This is a genomic window from Streptomyces sp. NPDC051104 (assembly GCF_040682835.1).
In the GTDB taxonomy this organism is placed as follows: Bacteria; Actinomycetota; Actinomycetes; order Streptomycetales; family Streptomycetaceae; genus Streptomyces; species Streptomyces cynarae.
In genome coordinates, this window is sequence record NZ_JBFBBS010000003.1 from 236,722 (window position 1) to 253,582 (window position 16,861).

At 72.4% G+C, this 16,861-nt stretch carries 13 protein-coding genes, 1 tRNA gene and 1 pseudogene; 3 read left to right on the top strand and 12 right to left on the bottom strand.

What is annotated here, in order from left to right; translation table 11 throughout:
* Positions 1 to 19: 19 nt before the first annotated feature.
* The 3 genes from AB0N14_RS07740 to hppD form a co-directional block, all read right to left on the bottom strand.
* On the bottom strand, positions 20 to 1,507 hold the full coding sequence (locus AB0N14_RS07740) for an RDD family protein (RefSeq protein ID WP_366024791.1): 1,488 nt from the start codon (positions 1,505 to 1,507) through the stop codon (positions 20 to 22).
* Positions 1,508 to 1,813: 306 nt separating this feature from the next.
* Positions 1,814 to 3,220, bottom strand: a complete 1,407-nt coding sequence (locus tag AB0N14_RS07745) for an FAD-linked oxidase C-terminal domain-containing protein (RefSeq protein WP_366024792.1) — start codon at positions 3,218 to 3,220, stop codon at positions 1,814 to 1,816.
* A gap of 126 nt (positions 3,221 to 3,346) precedes the next feature.
* Complete coding sequence (gene hppD, locus AB0N14_RS07750) at positions 3,347 to 4,492, bottom strand: 4-hydroxyphenylpyruvate dioxygenase (protein ID WP_366024793.1); 1,146 nt, start codon at positions 4,490 to 4,492, stop codon at positions 3,347 to 3,349.
* A gap of 122 nt (positions 4,493 to 4,614) precedes the next feature.
* Between hppD and AB0N14_RS07755 the strand changes: the two genes are divergently transcribed.
* On the top strand, positions 4,615 to 5,094 hold the full coding sequence (locus tag AB0N14_RS07755) for an Lrp/AsnC family transcriptional regulator (protein WP_366024794.1): 480 nt from the start codon (positions 4,615 to 4,617) through the stop codon (positions 5,092 to 5,094).
* A 19-nt stretch (positions 5,095 to 5,113) separates the two neighbouring features.
* Here AB0N14_RS07755 and AB0N14_RS07760 read toward each other — a convergent pair whose 3' ends face one another.
* The 4 genes from AB0N14_RS07760 to AB0N14_RS07775 form a co-directional block, all read right to left on the bottom strand.
* Positions 5,114 to 6,394: an MFS transporter gene (locus AB0N14_RS07760; protein WP_366024795.1), complete on the bottom strand. Its 1,281-nt coding sequence runs from the start codon at positions 6,392 to 6,394 to the stop codon at positions 5,114 to 5,116.
* A gap of 353 nt (positions 6,395 to 6,747) precedes the next feature.
* On the bottom strand, positions 6,748 to 7,539 hold the full coding sequence (locus AB0N14_RS07765; protein ID WP_366024796.1) for a S16 family serine protease: 792 nt from the start codon (positions 7,537 to 7,539) through the stop codon (positions 6,748 to 6,750).
* An 82-nt stretch (positions 7,540 to 7,621) separates the two neighbouring features.
* Complete coding sequence (gene menC / locus AB0N14_RS07770; RefSeq protein ID WP_366024797.1) at positions 7,622 to 8,731, bottom strand: o-succinylbenzoate synthase; 1,110 nt, start codon at positions 8,729 to 8,731, stop codon at positions 7,622 to 7,624.
* On the bottom strand, positions 8,728 to 9,579 hold the full coding sequence (locus AB0N14_RS07775) for a chorismate synthase (protein ID WP_366024798.1): 852 nt from the start codon (positions 9,577 to 9,579) through the stop codon (positions 8,728 to 8,730). Before AB0N14_RS07775 ends, menC begins: the two co-directional genes overlap by 4 nt.
* Before the next feature lie 99 nt (positions 9,580 to 9,678).
* Between AB0N14_RS07775 and AB0N14_RS07780 the strand changes: the two genes are divergently transcribed.
* Complete coding sequence (locus tag AB0N14_RS07780) at positions 9,679 to 11,241, top strand: helix-turn-helix domain-containing protein (RefSeq protein ID WP_366024799.1); 1,563 nt, start codon at positions 9,679 to 9,681, stop codon at positions 11,239 to 11,241.
* A gap of 138 nt (positions 11,242 to 11,379) precedes the next feature.
* Here AB0N14_RS07780 and AB0N14_RS07785 read toward each other — a convergent pair whose 3' ends face one another.
* The 5 genes and pseudogenes from AB0N14_RS07785 to AB0N14_RS07805 form a co-directional block, all read right to left on the bottom strand.
* Positions 11,380 to 12,021: a helix-turn-helix domain-containing protein gene (locus AB0N14_RS07785; RefSeq protein ID WP_366024800.1), complete on the bottom strand. Its 642-nt coding sequence runs from the start codon at positions 12,019 to 12,021 to the stop codon at positions 11,380 to 11,382.
* A 322-nt stretch (positions 12,022 to 12,343) separates the two neighbouring features.
* Positions 12,344 to 14,137, bottom strand: a pseudogene (locus AB0N14_RS07790) (DEAD/DEAH box helicase); the annotation flags it as partial.
* 206 nt (positions 14,138 to 14,343) lie between these two features.
* A complete protein-coding gene (locus AB0N14_RS07795) occupies positions 14,344 to 14,712 on the bottom strand; it encodes a Fic family protein (protein WP_366024802.1) in 369 nt (122 codons plus the stop codon).
* On the bottom strand, positions 14,712 to 14,909 hold the full coding sequence (locus AB0N14_RS07800) for a hypothetical protein (protein WP_103845121.1): 198 nt from the start codon (positions 14,907 to 14,909) through the stop codon (positions 14,712 to 14,714). Before AB0N14_RS07800 ends, AB0N14_RS07795 begins: the two co-directional genes overlap by 1 nt.
* A 32-nt stretch (positions 14,910 to 14,941) precedes the next feature.
* On the bottom strand, positions 14,942 to 16,390 hold the full coding sequence (locus AB0N14_RS07805) for an MFS transporter (protein ID WP_366024803.1): 1,449 nt from the start codon (positions 16,388 to 16,390) through the stop codon (positions 14,942 to 14,944).
* Between the two features lie 209 nt (positions 16,391 to 16,599).
* On the opposite strand from AB0N14_RS07805, the gene AB0N14_RS07810 reads away from it, so the two are divergent.
* Positions 16,600 to 16,674: transfer RNA gene (locus tag AB0N14_RS07810), tRNA-Cys, on the top strand.
* The last annotated feature ends 187 nt before the right edge of the window (positions 16,675 to 16,861 follow it).

A 16,861-nucleotide genomic window follows, 5' to 3' on the forward strand; every position in this document is an offset into this window, starting at 1 on the left:
CCCTACAGGTCCGTCCGGGTCAGCGCGCCACGAACGTGTGGGCGGCCTTGTCGTGCCAGCACTGGCGCCACGGGCGGTCGAACACGCACCACAGGACGCCGACCACGCCCACGACGAGCACAGCGGGGAGGCTGTAGACCAGCCAGCGGCGCAGGGCCTGGCCGAAGGTCGGGGGCTCGTGGGCCTCGATGTCCCGTACCTCCAGACCGCAGACCTTCTTGCCCAGCGTGCGCCCCCACTTGGCGGTCGGCAGCGCCTCGTAGAGGACCCCGAAGCCCAGCAGCACGGCGAGCACGATCGCGAGGTAGACCGACGTCGTGCCGTCGAGCAGCCAGACCGTGACGGTCTGCCCGGACAGCTTCGCCGCGTCGATCTTCCCGTTGATGTGGTCGATCGCCTTCGTGCCCAGCGGTACCGCGGCCACGCCCGTGACCGCCGCCAGGACCAGGGTGTCGAGCAGCCGCGCCGCGAGCCGCTTGCCGAGTCCCGCGGGCCGGGCCGCCGCCTGTGCCCGGGCGGCCGCCTGGAACGGGTCCTCCACCGGCGGCTTCCAGGGTGCGACGGGCCGGTCGCCCTCGGGGCCCGGGCTCGCCAGCTGGTGCACCTGCTGCACCCAGGAGGGCTGGCCGCCGCCGGGGCCGCTGGTCAGGGGCGTGGCGACCGGCGCGGCCGGCTGCTGCGGGGGCAGCCCCGCCGCGGGCGCCGCAGGCGCCGGGACGGACGGCTGCTGCGGTGCCGGGACGGACGGCTGCTGCGGTGCCGGGACGGACGGCTGCTGCGGTGCCGGGACGGACGGCTGCTGCGGTGCCGGGACGGACGGCTGATGCGGTGCCGGGACGGGGCTCGGGGCCTCCGGGTCCAGGCCCAGCGCCTGACGGGCCGCGGCCTGGGCGCTCTCCGGGCGCGCGGCGCCGGGCTGCGCCGCACCGGAGCCGGTGCCGGTGCCGGAACCTGCCGCCGCCGTGCCTCCGCCCTGCTCCCCCGTGCGCGGGGAGACCGCGCGGAACTTCATGGTGCCGTCGGAGGGGGCGGGTTCGTCGGTACCGGCGGTGCCCTCCGGGCGCGCCGGCCGGCGGAGCGCCGTCGTGCCGGGCGAGCCCGGGGACGCCTCGGGCCCGGAGTCGGCAGCCGGCAGCCGCGGGTCCGCGGCCTGGGCGGCGCCCCAGGACACCCGGCGGTCCTGCTCGCCGCCGAAGCCGGACTGCTGGGAGCGGTCGGCGCCCCAGGCCGGGGCGGGCTCCGGACGGCCGTCGGTCCGGGCGTCGCGATCGGGTTCGCCGACCGGGTCCTCGTCGAAGAAGTGCGGCCCGGTCTCCTCCACCGAGAGCTGGGCGGGGCGCACGCCCGCCGGCGGGGAGAGCGGCTCGCCGTCGGTGGGAGCCGGCCGGCTGGTGCCCGGGACCCAGGAGACGCCGTTCCAGTACCGGACATATCCGGGAATGGAGGGGTCCGGGTAATAGCCTTCGCGGGGCCTGTCGTCGCCGGGTGCCGGGGTTGGGGCGCTCATGTCCGTCGTCCCGTATCTGCTCGGGGGGTCGTGTGAGGCTCCACATCTATCAGAAGTGTGCAGGCGGCATTGCCGGTCCGCCGGTACCCACCCCTTTTCGGGGGACACCGTGCACGCTCTTCACACGCCCGGAACACACCCCGAAAGAAATTCTCCGAAACCCGCGTCATGGTCCCGCGCCGCCTACCCTGCGGCTGGTGTTCCGCCGGGCTCCGAGTCCGGGCGGCCCGGCCTCGACGACGGCCTGGCCGCCCTGCTCACCCCGGCCCCTGTCGGCGACGAGTGAGGCGGCGTGGGTCGAACGGGTCAGAACAGCTTGCCGGGGTTGAGGATGCCCAGCGGGTCGAAGACCTGTTTGACGGCCCGTTGCATCTCCACGCCCACCGGGCCGATCTCGCGCGCCAGCCACTCCTTCTTCAGGACGCCGACGCCGTGCTCGCCGGTGATCGTGCCGCCGAGTCGCAGGCCGAGGGCCATGATCTCGTCGAAGGACTCGCGGGCGCGCCGGGACTCGTCGGGGTCCTGCGCGTCGAAGCAGACGGTCGGGTGGGTGTTGCCGTCCCCGGCGTGGGCGCAGACGCCGATGGTGAGCTGGTACTTCTCGGCGATCCGCTCGACCCCGTCGAGCATCTCGCCGAGCTTGGAGCGGGGCACGCACACGTCGTCGATCATCGTGGTGCCCTTGACGGCCTCGAGCGCGGTGAGCGACAACCGCCGCGCCTGCAGGAGCAGTTCGGACTCGGCCGCGTCGTCGGCCGGTACGACCTGGGTGGCGCCGGCGGCCTCGCACAGCGCGCCCACGGCGGCGAGGTCGGCGGCCGGGTCCGGGGTGTCGAAGGCGGCGAGGAGCAGCGCTTCGGTGCTCTCCGGGAGGCCCATGTGGGCGAGGGCGTTGACGGCCTTGACGGTCGTACGGTCCATGAGTTCGAGGAGCGACGGCACGTGCCCTCCCGCCATGATCCGGCACACGGCGTCGCAGGCGGCCGCCGCGGAGGCGAACTCGGCTGCCAGGACGAGCTGCTGGGGCGGCTGCGGCTTCAGCGCGAGGATCGCCCGTACCACGATGCCGAGGGAACCCTCGGAGCCGACGAAGAGCCGGGTGAGGTCGTATCCGGCGACCCCCTTGGCCGTACGGCGGCCGGTGGACATCAGGCGTCCGTCGGCGAGGACGACGTCGAGGCCGAGGACGTACTCGGCCGTCACCCCGTACTTCACGCAGCACAGGCCGCCGGAGGCGGTGCCGATGTTGCCGCCGATGGTGCACATCTCCCAGCTGGAGGGGTCCGGCGGGTAGTACAGGCCGTGTTCGTTCACCGCGCGCGAGAGCGTGGCGTTGACGACGCCCGGTTCGACGACGGCGATGCGGTCGACCGGGTCGATCTCCAGGATGCGGTTCATCCTGGTCAGCGAGAGCACGATGCAGCCGTCACAGGCGTTCGCCGCGCCCGACAGGCCGGTGCGGGCGCCCTGCGGGACGACGGGCACGCGCAGTTCGGTGGCGGTCCGCATGACGTGCTGGACCTGTTCGACGGTGCGGGGCAGCACGACCACGGCCGGGGTGCCGGCCGTGCAGAAACTCGCCATGTCGTTCGCGTACGAGGCCGTGACGTCGGGGTCGGTCAGCACGGCCTCGGCCGGGAGGCCGGCCCTGAGGCGGTCGAGGAGGTTGCCGGTGACTTCGTCGCGCGGGGCTTCGATGCGGCTCATGATCACAGCGTCGCACCGGGGGGCGGCGGTGGGAAGCCCGGAGCGCCCCTGGAGGGGCTGGAGGAGCGCCGGGGCAGGCGCTCCTCCAGGGACGGTTTCCAGGACGGCCCCAAGAACGTCCTCCAGGGCGGCCTACAGGTTGCCGCGCTTGGCCTGCTCGCGCTCGATCGCCTCGAACAGGGCCTTGAAGTTGCCCTTGCCGAAGCCCATGGAGCCGTGGCGCTCGATGATCTCGAAGAAGACCGTCGGGCGGTCCTGGACCGGCTTGGTGAAGATCTGCAGCAGATAGCCGTCCTCGTCGCGGTCGGCGAGGATCTTCAGCTCGCGCAGGGTCTCGACGGGGACCCGGGTGTCACCGACCCACTCGCCGAGGGTGTCGTAGTACGAGTCCGGGGTGTCGAGGAACTCCACACCGGCCGCCCGCATGGTGCGGACCGTCCGCACGATGTCGTTGGTGTTGAGCGCGATGTGCTGGACGCCGGGGCCGCCGTAGAACTCCAGGTACTCGTCGATCTGGGACTTCTTCTTGGCGACGGCGGGCTCGTTGATCGGGAACTTGACCTTGAGCGTGCCGTCGGCGACCACCTTGGACATCAGGGCGCTGTACTCGGTGGCGATGTCGTCGCCCACGAACTCCTTCATGTTCGTGAAGCCCATGACCTTGTTGTAGAACTCCACCCATTCGTTCATGCGGCCGAGTTCCACGTTGCCGACGCAGTGGTCGACGGCCTGGAAGGTGCGGTGGGCGGGCGGCTCGACCATGGGGTCGGCGGCGACGTAGCCGGGCAGGTAGGGGCCGTCGTAGCCGGAGCGCTCGACCAGGGTGTGGCGGGTCTCGCCGTAGGTGGCGATCGCGGCGAGGACGACGGTGCCGTGCTCGTCCTTCAGTTCGTACGGCTCGGCGACGGAGCGGGCGCCGTGCTCGAGGGCGTACGCGTACGCGGCGCGGGTGTCGGGGACCTCGATGGCGAGGTCGACCACGCCGTCGCCGTGCTCGGCCACGTGCTGGGCGAGGAAGTGGCCCCAGGTCGTGGCGGGCTTGATGACGGAGGTGAGGACGAAACGGGCGGAGCCGTTCTCCAGGACGTAGCTCGCGGTCTCGCGGCTGCCGTTCTCCGGTCCGGAGTACGCCACGAGCCGCATGCCGAAGGCGGTGGAGTAGTAGTGCGCGGCCTGCTTGGCGTTGCCGACGGCGAAGACGACCGCGTCCATTCCCTTCACCGGGAAGGGGTCGGCCTCGCGCGCGGTGTCAGGGGCGTGGTGTGTGGTCTGCGTCATAGCGGCAGCCTCGCCCGGCTCCGCAAGGTGCGCAATAGTTTGCTTTCCGGCTGGGCAATGTGCCCAGTGAACAGCCCGTGTCGCCGGGCGTTCTGTACAGGATGACCATCGAGGAGCGCGGCATGGCGATCGATCATCTGGACGCCCGGCTCATCGTGCTGCTGGCCCGGGAGCCGCGCATCGGGGTGCTGGAGATGTCCCGGCGGCTCGGGGTGGCGCGCGGCACGGTCCAGGCGCGCCTGGACCGGTTGCAGGCGAACGGGGTGATCCGCGGCTTCGGCCCGGAGGTGGACCCGGCGGCGCTCGGCTACCCGGTCACGGCGTTCGCGACCCTGCAGATCCGCCAGGGCCAGGGCGCGGACGTACGGGCCCATCTGGCGACGGTCCCGGAGGTCCTGGAGCTGCACACGACGACGGGCAGCGGCGACATGCTGTGCCGCCTGGTGGCCCGCTCGAACGCGGACCTGCAACGGGTGATCGACCGGGTGGTCGGCTTCGAGGGCATCGTCCGCGCCTCCACGGCGATCGTGATGGAGAACCCGGTACCGCTGCGGGTGATCCCGTTGGTGGAGCAGGCGGCGCTGGACCGGGAGGGGACCTGAGCGGGGCTGACCGGTGCAGTCACCCGCCGGTGTGGACCGGGTCCGCCGTGGCGCGGAGCACCGGGTCGTTGCGCAGCCGTACGAAGGTGACGAGCAGGGTCACCGCCTGCAGCACGGCGCACGCCCCGATGACGTCGGTCAGATACGGCGGTGGGGTGACGGCGAGCAGGATGCCCGCCACGGGGAAGGGCAGCAGCAGGAGCAGGATCGTCAGGGACAGCGTCGTGCCGAAGGCCGCGGGCGGGATGATCAGCGAGCGCAGCGTGCGCAGCACAACGGTGAGCCCTCCGTCGGCGGCCATGAAGAGGGCTACGAGGGCCGTGTAGCTGAGGTAGGAGGGGGCCTGCGGCACGGCGAGGCAGGCGGCGGACGCGACGGTCGCACTGATCACCCCGACCCCCCACAGGCCCAGCCGGTCGAGGGCGAACCGGCAGCAGGTGACCGCGACCAGCGTGGCGGCGGCGGCGACCGACCAGAGCGTGCCGACGGCGGCCGGGGACCGGCCGAAGTGGCCCTCCACCAGGACGGGGGCGGCCGATTGCAGCAGGCCGAGCGCCAGGTTCGAGCAGGCGAGGCCGACCACGAGCCGCCGCAGGGCGGGCAGGGAACGCAGCGTCCGCCACCCTTCCCGCATGCCTCCGCCGCGTCCCTGCCCGCCCTGGCGCGACGCACGCAGGGGTGTGGGCGGGGTCTGCAGGGCGAGGCCGGCGGACAGGAAGGACAGCACGCTCAGGCACGCGAGCATGCGGGTCGGCCCGGTCAGGAGCAGGACGCCGCCCAGGGCCGGGCCGACGAGGGTGGCCGTCTGGTCGATGCCGATCAGCACCGGCTGCACCTTGTGGGACCGTCCCTCGATGCGGCGGCCCACGATGGCGCCCACCGCCTCGTTGGCGATGAAGCTGAACTGGGTGAGGGCACCGGTCACGGCGGCCAGTGCCATGACCGTGGCGGTCTCGGCCGTCCCCCGCGGCAGCATCACCAGCACGACAGCGGCGCCCGCCACCAGCAGGGCGCGGGTGAGCGAGGCGAGGAAGCACACGATCGCCGCGCCGCTGCGGTCCACCAGGTCACCGGCGAAGCTGAAGGCGGCCACCCGGGGGATCCACTCCAGCGCGAAGGCCAGGCCGGTCAGGGACGCGGAACCGGTGGTCGCCAGCACGACGAGCGGCATGGCGTAGGTCGCCATCGAATAGGCGAGCGCGTCGCAGGCGCGCGGCGCGTATACCCGCCGGAACAGGCTGCCCGTGGGCACCGCGGCGTGCCGGCCGGCCGGCTGGATCTCGTACAGGGAGACGGTCACGAAGTGAGGGGACTTTCGGTGAGCGGGTGCACGGACGGACGGAAGCGTTCCCGCCGCTCACGCGGACGAGGGCGCTTCAGGCATCTCGGCCATGGGCATGACACAACGCTGGGTCACAGGGAACTCCGCTCGGAAACGGGAGCCGAAGACAGGCAAAGGCCGCGCCGGCAGGCCTTGTTGAGGCATGAACTACGGTGCGGTAACAAGATAGCGGAAGAGATCGCTCCCGCAGAGCCCCCGGACTGCGTCGATTGGCTCCGGGGTTCCGTGTCCCGGCCCCCCGGGCCGTCAACCGGTCCCCCGGGCCGTCGACCGGTCCCCCGGGCCGTCGACCGGCCCCCGGAGTCCGTGGCCTAGCAGTTCGGGACCGAGGCGTTCGCCTTTTCGAGGGACACCAGGGCGTCGATCGCGCTCTTGAGGGTGGTCACCGGGACCAGGCGCAGGCCCTTGGGCAGTTCCGCCTTCGCGTCGGCGCACTCCGCCCTCGGGACCAGGAAGACCGTCGCGCCGTCGCGCTTGGCGGCCTGCGTCTTGAGGGCCACGCCACCCACCGGGCCGACCTGGCCCGAAGAGTCGATCGTGCCCGTACCGGCGATCGTGCGGCCGCCCGTGAGGTCGCCGCCCGTGCCGTTGCCGTTCAGCTTGTCGATGATGCCGAGGGTGAACAGCAACCCCGCGCTGGGGCCGCCGACGTCCGCGAGCTTCAGCGTGACCTTCACGTTCTTGTCACTGAGGTGCAGATACGACAGGGCCGCGCGGGTCGCCGCGTCCTGGGACTGCTTCATCTGCTCGGTGTTGTGCTGCTCGATCTGCTTGACCGTGTCGCCGCTCGGGTAGACAGCGTCGCGCGGCAGCACCGCGCGGTCCGTGCGGAACCAGCCGTCGATCACGTCACCGAGTGAGACCTGCGCGTCGGGGCCCGTCGCCTCGATCGTCGTCATCCGCAGCTGGCCGGTCGTCGTGCGGGTGGGCGCTCCGTTGATCGTGATCACCGCGGTGCCCTTGTTCTCGCCCAGCACGTTCGCCGTCATGCCGGGCTGCGCCACGGCGAACGGCAGCGGCGCGAACACCGCCGTGGCGAGCAGAGCCACGACGGGCAGGGCGCAGACGGTGGCGGCCTTGGGGCGGGAGAGGCGAGAGAGCACGGGATCAATCTAACGCGACGGCCACTTTTGGCCAGGTGCCGGTCAGGCCCCCCGCTTCTCGCTCAGGCCCCCAGGGTCTCGCTCAGGCCGCGTAGAGGTCCGTCCTTCCCGTCGTGAAGCGCCGTAGTGCGTCCGGCAGCGGTTCCACACCGATCCCGGGCGCGGACGGCACCGGCAGGTGGCCGTCCTCCAGGACGAACGGCTCGGTGATGTCCTCCGCGAAGTAGCGGGCCGACGCCGAGGTGTCGCCCGGGAGCGTGAAGCCGGGCAAGGCGGCCAGGGCGAGGTTCGGCGCGCGGCCGATGCCCGTCTCCAGCATGCCGCCGCACCACACCGGCACCCCGTGCGCGTGCGCCACGTCGTGCACACGCCGGGCCTCCGGATAGCCGCCGACCCGCGCGGGCTTGACGTTCACCACGCGGCAGGCGTCCATGGCGATCGCGGAGGCGGTGTCGCGGGCGTTGTGCAGGGACTCGTCCAGACAGACGGGTGTGGCCAGGCGCTGCTGGAGCCGGGCGTGGGCGTACAGGTTGTTCTCGGCGAGCGGCTCCTCGATCAGCAGCAGCCCGAACCCGTCCAGCCGCCGCAGGTGCTCGGCGTCGGCGAGCGTGTACGCCGTGTTCGCGTCGACCTGGAGCGGCAGCGCGTCCCCGAACCGCTCGCGCACGGCCCGTACGGGCTCGAGGTCCCAGCCCGGCTCGATCTTCAGCTTGATGCGGACGTAGCCGTCGGCCAGGTAGCGCTCGACGTCGTCCAGCAACTCGGGCACGGAGTCCTTGATGCCGACCGACACCCCGGCCGGCACCCGGTCCCGTACCGCCCCCAGGTAGGTCGCGAGCGGCATGCCGTGCGCGCGCAGCTCGGCGTCCAGGACCGCCGTCTCCAGCGCCGCCTTCGCCAGCTCGTGCCCCTTGACCTGTGCCAGGGCCGGGGCGAGCGCGGCCGTCGTCAGCCGCGGCAGGGCGGCGGCGCGCGGCAGCAGGAAGTCCCGCAGGACGATCTCGGCCCCGGCGACGAACTCGGAGCAGTAGCGCGGCTCCGGGTCGGCCGCGAACTCCGACCAGCCCTCGGCGGCGTCCGTGACGACGTGCAGCAGGAAGGTGTCCTTCGTGGTCATCGTCCCGAAGGAGGTGCGGAACGGGGTCACGAGCGGGATCGCCACATGGACGATCTCGACGCGTTCGAGCTTCATGCCGGGGATTCCTCCTCGCGGGTGAGCGTTCGGCTGAGCGTGTACCAGCCGTCCCGGGACATGCCCGTCGCCGTTAACCCCTCGGCGAGGGCCCCGGTGAAGACGCCTCGGACGGCGTGCCGCCAGCGCAGGGCGAGAGCGGGGTCGGCGGCGCGCAGGGCGACGATGTCGTCCGGTACGCGGCACCACACCTGCCGGTCGTCGCGGGAGCGGCGGGCGAGCGGGGCGCCGTCGGGGGCGAGGTGGGTGACGGGTGCGGCGGCGCGGTCGCCGGTCTCGCGCCCCTCGCGGGGTGCCGTCAGGTCCCAGGTCACCGTGAGCCGGTCGCTCTCGTCGCCCTCGTTCACGCCGTCGGCCATCCGGCCGTAGAAGTCGACCAGGTACTCGGTGCCCCTCGCGCCCAGTTTGACCAGGTTGAAGCGGGCGTTGCGGCCCACCAGCGGGTCGAACGTCCAGCGCAGGGTGCGCGCGCCGCGCTCCAGGAGCCAGCAGCGCTGCGCCTGCTTCACGGCGTACCCGACGCCCCGGTCGGCCGCCGCCAGCAGGGAGTACGCGTCCGCGGACGCCGGCGGCCCGAAGGCGGCGACGCAGGCCCCGGCGAGCCGGTCCCCGTCCAGGGTGTACGCGGCGTGCACGGCGCCGCCCGCGTGCACCAGGCTGTGCATCACCTCGGCGGGCAGCGGCGGGGCCTGCCGGGGGGTCCGCCAGACGTCGCTGAAGAAGTCGGCCACGGCGGCGATACCGGTCACGTCGTGCACGGTGCGCACGGTGACCCCGGCCGCGCGGGCGGCGTGGTCGGCGTCGACCGCGTGGGTGCGTACGGGTGGTCGGTCCGTCTCTGCAGTCATGACACGAGTGTCGAAGGAGTGGCGGGCGTCGGCGTTGTGGAGACGCACAACGTGCGCGTACGTTGCTGAGGGGATCGGCCAACACCCGGGGACACTGCCATGGACGTCCGCACGCTCGGCGACTTGCTGGACGTCGTCGGCGAACCCTCCCTGCGCCTGCGCACCGCGCCCGCCGGGCTGACCGCGCCCGTCACCGAGGCGCTGCTCCACGACGCCCACGCCCCGCTCCCCCGCACCCCGGGCGGCCTGCTGCTCGCGGTGGGCGTGCCGCCCCGGGCCGCCGGGCCGCTGGTGCGGGCAGCGGCGGAGGCCGGGATGACCGGCGTCGTCGTACGGGGCGAGGACGGGCCGGTCGCCGAGGCGGAGGCGGCCGGGGTCGCCCTGCTCTGCGTGGACGAGGACACGGCCTGGCACCAGGTGCACCTGCTGCTGGCGTCGGCGCTGGCCGCGCGTCCGGCGGCCGGGGGCGGCGGGGACACGCGCGGGGAGTTGTTCGCGCTGGCCGACGCGGTGGCGGCGGCCGTCGGCGGGGCCACCGCGATCGAGGACCCGGGGCAGCGGATCCTCGCCTATTCGACGGTCCCCGGGCAGGCCACGGACGAGGACCGCCGCCAGGGCATCCTCGGCCTGAAGGTGCCGGAGATCCCGGACAACGCCGAGCAGTACCGGACCGTCCTCTCGGCCCCCGGCCCGGTACGGCTGCCGGCTCTCGCGGGGGCACTGCCACGGCTCGCCGTCGCCGTCCGCGCCGGCGGCGAGACCCTCGGATCCCTGTGGGTGGTGGACGACGGCCGGCTCGCACCCGACGCCGAGGAGGCGCTGGCGCGGGGAGCGTCCACGGCGGCCCTGCTCCTGCTGCGGGCGCGTGCGGCGCGGGAACTGGCCCGGCACCAGGACGGCGCCCTGCTGCGCCGTGTCCTCGACGGCACCGCCGACCCGGCCGCCGCCGCCCACCGGCTGGGGCTCCAGGCCGTACGGGTCGCCGCGTTCGTCCTGGACTCCGACTCCACGGTGTGCGCCCCGTCCGCCCCGTCAGCACCGGACGACGAACAGACCACGCTCCGGCTGCTGGACCTCGTACGGCTCCAGTGCGAGGCGCGGTACGGGCGCCACGCGTGCGTGCTGGTCGACGGGGTGGTGTACGCGCTGCTTCCCGCCTCCGGGGAGCGCGGTGGTCAGCGGCACGTGCGGTTGGCGGAGGACATCGTGCGGCGGGCGGGGCGGGCGCTGCGGGTGCCGGTGCGGGCGGGGCTCGGGGAGGTGGTGCCCTCCCTCGCCGAGGCGGCCGCCTCGCGGCAGGACGCGGACCTGGTGCTGCGCGTGCTCGGGCCGGAGCAGCCGGTCGCGTCCGTGCGGCAGGTGCGGGCCCGGATCACGCTGCTACGGCTCGCCGAAGTGATGCGGGGCAGGCGGGAGTTGGCCGCGGGCGCGTGGGAGGAGGTCGTGGCGTACGACGTCGGGCACGGCACGGAGTACGCGGCGACACTGCTCGCGTGGCTGGAGGCGGGGTGCGATGTGGGGGGTGCGGCGGAACGGCTCGCCGTGCATCCGAACACCTGCCGGTACCGGCTGCGTCAGGTGCGACGGCAGCTCGGGGTGGACCTGGACGACGCGGATGAACGGCTGGCGCTGTGGGTGCAGTTGAGGGTTCTGAACAGTTGAGGGTTCTGGACAGTCGAGGGTTCTGGACAGTCGAGGGTTCTGAACAGCCGAGGGTCCTGAACAGCCGAGGGTCCTGAACAGCCGAGGGTCCTGAACAGCCGAGGGTCCTGAACAGCGAGGGTCCTGAACAGCCGGCGTTCAGCGCAGTGCCTCCGCAACCTCCCGTGCCGCGTCCACCACCCGGGCACCCACCCGCTCCGGTACCGAGTCCGCCAGCATCACGACGCCCACGCTGCCCTCCACCCCGGTCACCCCTATCAGCGGTGCGGCGGCCCCACAGGCCCCTGCCTCCAGTTCGCCGTGCGTGAGCGTGTACCCGGGCTCGGCGATGGGCTGCCGGCGGGCGGCGAGGATCGCCCGGCCCGCGGCTCCCCGGTCGAGCGGGTGCCGGAACCCGGCGCGGTACGCCACGTGGTAGTCGGTCCACGACGGCTCGACCACCGCGACGGCCAGCGCCTCCGCGCCGTCGACGAGCGTGAGGTGCGCGGTCGCCCCTATGTCCTCGGCCAGCGACCGCAGCGCGGGCAGCGCGGCCTCCCGCACCAGCGGATGCACCTGGCGGCCCAGGCGGAGTACGCCCAGCCCGACCCGGGCGCGGCCACCCAGGTCGCGGCGTACGAGGGAGTGCTGCTCCAGCGTGGCCAACAACCGGTACACCACGGTGCGGTTCACGCCCAGTTTGTGGGAGAGCTCGGTGACGGTCAGCCCGTGGTCGGTGTCGGCGAGCAGCTTGAGGACCCTGAGGCCCCGGTCGAGCGTCTGGGAAGTCTCCGCGGTCACGACGCCCACTCCTTAGTGGTGAGGTCGACGGCCCCCTTCGCGGCGGATGCGACGCCGAGTCCCGTCGGCGACGCGCTTCAGAGGCCGCCGATCGGCTGGCGGCCCGGGCGGCCCCCGGACTCTGTCGCTTCACGGCTGCGCTCCGCGGCGGCGCTGCCACGGGGCGTGTGCGTAGCGGGACAGTAGCGAGCCGGTTCGCTCAGCGGAAGGCTCCGTCCAGAATCCGGTCAGTGGCCGGCAGGGAGTGGTTCTTTTTACGGGGATACGTCCCCTCGTCAGCCAGTCCCCTGGTCACCTCTGCTGACGTCGGCGGGCGTCGAGGTCACTTCATCCGCGTGGCCCACTCCTGGACCTTCGCGATCCGCTGCCGCAACTGCCCGGCCGTGCACTCCGCGCTCGGCGGGCCCCCGCACACCCGCCTCAGCTCGTTGTGAATCACGCCGTGCGGCTTCCCGCTCTGATGGACGTACGCCCCGACCATCGTGTTCAGCTGCCGGCGCAGTTCCATCAGTTCCTTGTGCGTGACCACGGGCCGCCGTTCCGCGGGCAGCTCCAGCAGGTCGGCCTCCGTGTCCGGTTTCTTGCGGCTGTGCGCGATCTGCCGGGCCTGCCGCTTCTGCAGCAGCAATTCAACCTGCTCCGGCTCGAGAAGTCCCGGGATGCCGAGGTAGTCCTGCTCCTCCTCGCTACCCGGGTGGGCCTGCATGCCGAACTCGGCGCCGTTGTACATGACCCGGTCGAAGACGGCGTCGGACTCCAGCGCCTCGAACGGCAGCATGTCCTGCTCGCCGGTGTCCTCGTCCTTCTCCCGGTTGGCCTCCTCCATCTCCTTCTCGGACTCGGCGTACGGGTCTTCGGCCTCGCCGTCCTTCTTCGGCTTGTCGAGGACGTGGTCGCGTTCCCGCTCCATCTCGCCTGCGAAGGAGAGCAGGTCGGGCACGGTCGGCAGGAACACGGACGCGGTCTCGCCGCGGCGCCGGGACCGTACGAAACGGCCGACGGCCTGGGCGAAGAAGAGAGGTGTCGAGATCGTGGTCGCGTACACCCCGACCGCCAGCCGGGGCACGTCGACGCCCTCGGACACCATCCTGACCGCGACCATCCACCGGTCGTCGTTGTTGCTGAACTCGTCGATCCGGTCGGAGGCACCGGCGTCGTCGGACAGCACGAGGGTCGCCTTGTGCCCGGTGATCTCGCGGATCAGCTTGGCGTAGGCGCGGGCCGAGTCCTGGTCGGAGGCGATGACGAGGGCGCCCGCGTCCGGGATGGACTTGCGGACCTCGGTCAGCCGCTGGTCGGCGGCGCGCAGCACGCTCGGCATCCACTCGCCACGCGGGTCGAGCGCGGTGCGCCAGGCCTGGCTGACGGCGTCCTTGGTCATGGGCTCGCCCAGCCGGGCGGCGATCTCGTCGCCCGCCTTGGTGCGCCAGCGCATGTTGCCGCTGTAGGAGAGGAAGATGACCGGCCGCACGACGCCGTCGGCGAGCGCGGACCCGTAGCCGTAGGTGTAGTCGGCGGCCGAGCGCCGGATCCCGTCCGCCCCTTCCTCGTACGTCACGAACGGGATGGGGTTGGTGTCGGACCGGAACGGCGTACCCGTCAGGGCGAGTCGGCGGGTCGCCGGCTCGAACGCCTCCAGGCACGCCTCGCCCCAGGACTTGGAGTCGCCCGCGTGGTGGATCTCGTCGAGGATGACGAGGGTCTTGCGCTGCTCGACGCGGTTGCGGTGCAGCATGGGCCGCACGCCGACGCCGGCATAGGTGACGGCGACGCCGTGGTACTCCCGGCCGAGGGGGCCGGCGCTGTACTCCGGGTCGAGCCTGATCCCTATCCGCGCGGCGGCCTCCGCCCACTGCTTCTTCAGGTGCTCGGTCGGCGCGACCACGGTCACCTGCTGCACCACGTGATGGTGCAGCAACCAGGACGCGAGCGTCAGGGCGAACGTCGTCTTACCGGCGCCGGGGGTGGCGACGGCGAGGAAGTCACGCGGCTGCTCCTGGACGTACTTCTCCATCGCCCCCTGCTGCCAGGCACGCAGCTTGCTGGCAGTGCCCCAGGGAGCACGGCCGGGGAAGGCGGGCGAGAGGTGGTGGGAGGAGCTGGAGCTGGCAGAAGTAGGTGCGGGCCTGGAAGGCCCTCCATTGTGGGCGGTGGTGGGCGACGGGCGGGAGGTACTCACGGTCTCCGTGTGTGGGTCGGGCGGCTCGGCTACGTATGACAACCGGGCCACCCTACCGGCGCCCCGGTGAGGTCAGCGCTCGGACAGCACCGGGTCGGCCGGGGATGCGATTCAGCTCACATCGCGCCCCGCACGCACCTCGGTCAGCGCGCGAAGCGCGGCAACTGGGCGGCGATCTTCGGTACGTCCAAGGCGCCCTGGCACACGTCCAGCACGAATCGCTCGGCCTCGTCCACGTCGAAGTCCGCGTCCAAGGGGTGCCCGTTCACGTGCAGGAACACCCAGGTCGCATACCAGGCGATGCGCTTGTTCCCGTCGACGAGGGCGTGGTTGCGGGCAAGGGACTCCATCAACGCAGCAGCCTTCTGCCACACGTCGGGATAGGCGTCCTGACCGAACACACTCGACTGCGGACGCGCGAGGGCCGAGTCCAGGAGCCCGTAATCGCGCACGTCGTCCACCCCGAGCCGCTTCGTCAGGTTCAGCAGCTCGGGAAGCGTGAGGTAGTGCATCAGGCGAGTCTCCGGTTCAGCTCGGCACTGACCTTCAGGACGTGTTCCGCCGCCTCGTTGAACAGACGCGAGTGCTCGTTTATGGCCGACATCACGGCGTCGTGCGCGAACGCCTGCATGCTGCGCCCTTCCGCCGCCGCACGCTCGCGCAGCGCCTCGAGCTCTTCGTCCGTAAACCGCAGGTTCAGTCCAGCCATGCTTCGACGGTACTACTTGGTACCACGCGGTGTCACCGGGATTCCGTCCGCAACCGGGTCGTCACCCACGCCCCCACCAGCGCCACCACCGCCATCGGCAGGAACACGGCGGCGAAGGCGGCCGTGTTGGAGCCGTCCGCGGTCACCTCGGTGGCGGTGTGGGCGACGGTGCCGCCGCCGAGCGCGGCGAACGCGGCACCGCCCGCGGACAGGAGCACCACGTTGGACAGGCCGTCGGAGATCTGCAGGGCGGCCGAGTTGGCGCCCGCCTCCTCGGGGGCGGACAGCTTCAGGAGCAGGACGCTGGTCGAGGAGATGACCAGGCCCATGCCGAAGCAGCCGAAACCCCAGGCGACCGCGACGATCCACGGGGGCACGGCGTGGATCAGCACGCTGGGCGCGGTGGCGATCGCGACTGCGACGACCACCATGCCGAGCGTCATCAGCCGCTCCCGGTACGGCTCCAGGCGCGGCCTGGACTGGATGTACGAGCCGAGCGCCCAGGTCGCGCCGGCCGGCGCCAGTGAGAATCCGGCGAGGGTCGGCGACAGCCCGCGCTCGGTGACGAGCATGAGCGGGATGAAACTCTCCGCCGCGATGAAGGCGCCCGCCGACACACCGCGCAACAGCACCACGGACGGCAGGCCGCGCGCCGCCCGGTAGGTGCCGCGGGGCAGCAGCCCGAGCACCGCCGGGACGAGCAGGGCGGCGCCCGCGGCACCGGGGACGAGGGAGACCCAGTGCAGGTCCTGGGCGGCGTACTGGAGGAGTCCGGCGCCCAGGGAGATGCCGAACGCCAGACGGATGCGGCGCGCGTCGAAGGGGGCGGTGGTCTCCGTGGCGGGACCGCCCGCCCGCCGCCGTATCTGCGGCAGGGCGAGCGCCAGCGGGAACACCACGAGCACGGGGATACCGATGAACACCCAGCGCCAGCCGAGCCGTTCGGTCACCGCCCCCGACGCCAGCGGGCCGACCACCGAGGGGATCACCCAGCTCGCCGCGAAGGCCGCCATGATCGCCGGGCGCAGCCGCTCCGGGTAGGCCCGGCCGACGAGGACGTACAGCGCGACGATCACCAATCCGCCCCCGAGCCCCTGCACGGCCCGGCCCAGGATGAACAGCCACATCGCACTCGCCGTCCCGGAGACCAGCAGCCCGGCCGCGAAGGCGGCGATGCCGCAGGTCAGCGAGGAGAGAGGGCCGCTGCGATCGGACCACTGGCCGGCGAGCACCATGCCGAACAGGCTGGTCGTGAAGTACCCCGAGAACGCGAAGGCGTACAGGGACAGCCCGTCCAGCTCCCGCGCGGCGACCGGCATCGCCGTACCGACGGCCGTGGCCTCGAAGGCGATGAGCAGCACGACGGAGACGATCCCGATGCTGAGGGCCCGATAGGGCCGGCTCAGCACGCCGCCGGTGGCGTGGGAAGGGGAGGGAGGGCCGGCGGCGACGTCGGTGTCGCGGGGATCCAGGGCGGTCATACAGGTCAGGGTAAGGGGCTCGATGGGGATTGGCTCCTGTCAGGAGCCGGGGATGGGCCGGGACCTTGGTCTTAGGACCGAGCCCGGTTTCATGAACGGCGTATGGCAGTCCCATTGCAGGGCCGCCGATCCTCTTGAGCCGGTGACCTGCCCACTCCTACGGTCAGTGCATCAGGACGGCACGAGCAAGCCGTACCGCACCTGATCCCGGCCGTGTGCCCGAGTGGTTCAGGGGCTCGCCTGCAAAGCGAGTTACGCGGGTTCAATTCCCGCCACGGCCTCCAAACCCACAAGTGCCCCAAGGGCTCGCCTCCGCCGCATCCATCAGCGGGCTCCGCCCGCGGGGAGTTACGCGGGTTCAATTCCCGCCACGGGCTCCAAACCCACAAGTGCCCCAAGGGCTCGCCTCCGCCGCATCCATCAGCGGGCTCCGCCCGCGGGGAGTTACGCGGGTTCAATTCCCGCCACGGC